Origin of the sequence: uncultured Cardiobacterium sp., from assembly GCF_938028185.1 — a bacterium.
Lineage (GTDB): Bacteria > Pseudomonadota > Gammaproteobacteria > Cardiobacteriales > Cardiobacteriaceae > Cardiobacterium.
This window is the reverse complement of sequence record NZ_CALJAH010000474.1, coordinates 1-2,724: the sequence shown is the minus strand read 5'-3', so window position 1 is coordinate 2,724 and position 2,724 is coordinate 1. Positions and strand designations below refer to the sequence as shown.

Annotated in this window: 2 protein-coding genes and 1 pseudogene; 1 reads left to right on the top strand and 2 read right to left on the bottom strand. The window is 59.7% G+C overall.

The annotated features are described in order from the left end of the window. Window positions 1–303 (top strand): hypothetical protein (locus tag Q0349_RS13740; protein WP_298081582.1); only part of this gene is annotated, 303 nt, incomplete at its 5' end. A gap of 190 nt (window positions 304–493) precedes the next feature. Here Q0349_RS13740 and Q0349_RS13735 read toward each other — a convergent pair. Next, window positions 494–1,192, bottom strand: a complete 699-nt coding sequence (locus Q0349_RS13735; protein WP_298081581.1) for a class I SAM-dependent methyltransferase — start codon at window positions 1,190–1,192, stop codon at window positions 494–496. A 580-nt stretch (window positions 1,193–1,772) separates the two neighbouring features. Next, window positions 1,773–2,509, bottom strand: a pseudogene (locus tag Q0349_RS13730) (SDR family oxidoreductase). Between the last annotated feature and the right edge of the window lie 215 nt (window positions 2,510–2,724).

Below are 2,724 nucleotides of genomic sequence, written 5' to 3'. Positions count from 1 at the left end.
GCGCAGATGGCGGTAGATGGTCTTGCAGCTACAACCGTGTTGCGCGGCGAGCTGGAATGCCCGCACAACTTTCTCGATGTATGCGCCAAGATTTGGGCTATAGAAAACATTCACACCACAAGCTGTCGGGAGCCGTTTACAATTGATCATAACACGATGATTTTGTTCGTAGGTTGGGTTAGCGAGGCACGAGCGACTGGAACAGCTCGTGCAGCGAGAAAGACTCAACAAGTCGAATGCCGAACATATTCCATTATTGGGTTTCTTGCTACGCAAGCTGTTCCAGTCGGCTACTACGCCTAACTCAACCTGCAAAATCCCAAGGCTGAATTGTAAACACACCCTAAATCTCATACGGCATTGCATCTCTCACCGTGCAAATGTGTACTGTCTTCGTCGATGCGCCTTGTCTGAGGCTTTGGATGTATAGCTATTGTGGATAACCCGGGATCTTGAACGGGTTCTAAAACATTTTTGTCTCATACATCCATTTTTATTGTGGCGCGAGATAGATGTCGTAGCGGGTATTGGGGCCGTCGATGTGGTAATCGGGCGTGATGCCGGCGAGTGGTGGCGCGTGTTGCGGGCGTTTGACGATGACGCGGCGGGTGGCGGCAAGGCGGGCGCGGGCGAGCAGCGTCGCGTCGTCGTCGCTGTGGCCAAGCAGTTGTTGCAGTGCCTGCATCTGTTTTTTCACTTTCGCGTTTTTGCGCCGCTCCGGGTACATCGGGTCGAGGTACACCGCAGCGAAGCTGGCAGGGGCGAGCGCGGTCGCCGCGTCGGCATGGACGAGCTCAAGGCGGGCGGCGATGGTGGCGCTGCGCGGGTCGGCGCGGGCGCGTTGCAGGGCATCGGCGAGCAGGGCGGCGAGGTAGGGGTTGCGCTCATACAGGGTGAGGGTAAAACCGCGGCTGGCAAGCAGCCAGGCGTCTTTGCCCCAGCCGGCGGTGGCGTCGGCGATGTGCGCACCGGCCATGCCGCGCAGGGTTTTCGGCAGGGTTTCGCTGCCCCGGCGTCCGAGGTAGTCGGCAAGGTCGAGAGTGAGCGGCGGATGGCGCTGCTGGCGGTCGCAGAGGTGGTAGCGGTCGTCGCGCCAGTGCAGGTAGTAGTCGCCGGTGGCGTCTTCGGGTCGATTGATGCGGTGCGCGGCGGGCGGCGGTACGGGCGGTTCGCCGAGGAGGTTCAGTTTCATCGGGTGCGGGGATTAGGGTGTCGCCGGATTGTGCAGTCTTCCGCCTAGGGTGTCAAAAGGTGGTTATAGTCCCCCCCCTATGGGCTGTTTACAATTCGTTTTATATGCAGTCGCTGACGCGGATGGTTTGCTGCCCCCACCCCGACCAGGGAGCAGTTTGGTGGATGACCGCAGAGCGAAGCCCGCAACGGGGCAGGGTTGAATTGTAAACAGCCCCAAAGCCTCAGAACCTGTTCAAAATCTTGGGGAATCGCATTTTTCCGTGTGCTTGTGCAGGGAACTGAAAACCGGGAAAACAGCTAATATGCTCCCTCTCCCTGTGGGAGAGGGCAGGGCTGAGGGTGGCAAGACCATTGAAAAACAGGAATTTTAGTTCATGAGCAATATCGCTCACCCCCACCCCGACCCTCCCCCGCTGCGGGCGCTGCGCGCCCTGCAGGGGAGGGGGAAGTCGGCGCAGCAATTCGAATTTGTGCGGATGACCGGGATTTTGAACAGGTTATTAGACGCCTGCGTCGTAACCGCCCGCAGCAATGAGTCGGGCGGTTACGCTATCGCTAACCGCCTCTGCAACCTGTTTTTACACTTCCTGCCGTGTCGGGCGGAAGATGATTTCGTTCACATCGACTTCTTCCGGCTGGCTGATGGCAAAGAGCACGCAGCGGGCGAAGCTCGCGGCGGGGATTTCGTTGGCGGCGTAGAAGTTTTCCATCGCGCCTTTGGCGGTTGCTGATGAGGAGCCGTGCTTGAGCTCGCTCGCTACCGCCCCCGGCGAGAGGATGGTGCTGCGGATGTTGTAGGGTTTGACTTCTTTGCGCAGCGCTTCGCTGATGGCACGCACCGCGGTTTTGCTGGCGCTATAGACGGCGCACATCGGCCCCCAGACGTGTCCGGCGACGGAGGAGACGTTGATGATTTGCCCGCTTTTTTGCGCTTTCATCGTCGGCAGCACGGCGGCGATGCCGTGCAAGACGCCACGGATGTTGATGTCGATGGTCTGGTTCCATTCGTCCACTTTCAGCTCTTCGAGCAGCGACAGCGGCATGACGCCGGCGTTGTTGAGCAGCACGTCAATGCGGCATAGAGGTCGAACGCGCGCTGCGCCAGCGCCTGCACTTGCGCGAGGTCGGCGACGCCGGTCTGCACGCAATGGTCGTGGCTGATGCCGAGTTCGTCGGCGAGCTGGTGCAGGCGGTCAAGGCGACGGGCGCCGAGGATGACGTGCGCACTGTTTTGCACGAGATGGCGCGCGGTTTCGGCACCGAGGCCGCTTGATGCGCCGGTGATGATGACGGTTTTGTTGGCGATGTTTTCCATGAGGGTTCCTCTTGGTTTGTGGATGGATGGCGCGCAGTGTAGCGGGCTTGCCGCGCGATGATTAGCCGCGCGGCGGGACAAGGTGTGTTGCCTTGCGGGCAAGATTGTCCCGCGATATATAGCCATCCACCGAAAGCCTCATACGGTGTTGCGTCGCCTAACCGGGCACCCTAAAAAATGGCGAAGCCATTTTTTAGGGAAACCCGCGCCGTACA

Coding starts and splice junctions, on each gene's coding strand:
- Q0349_RS13735 (WP_298081581.1), bottom strand. CDS start 1,192: ATGAAACTGAACCTCCTCGGCGAACCGCCCGTACCGCCGCCCGCCGCG.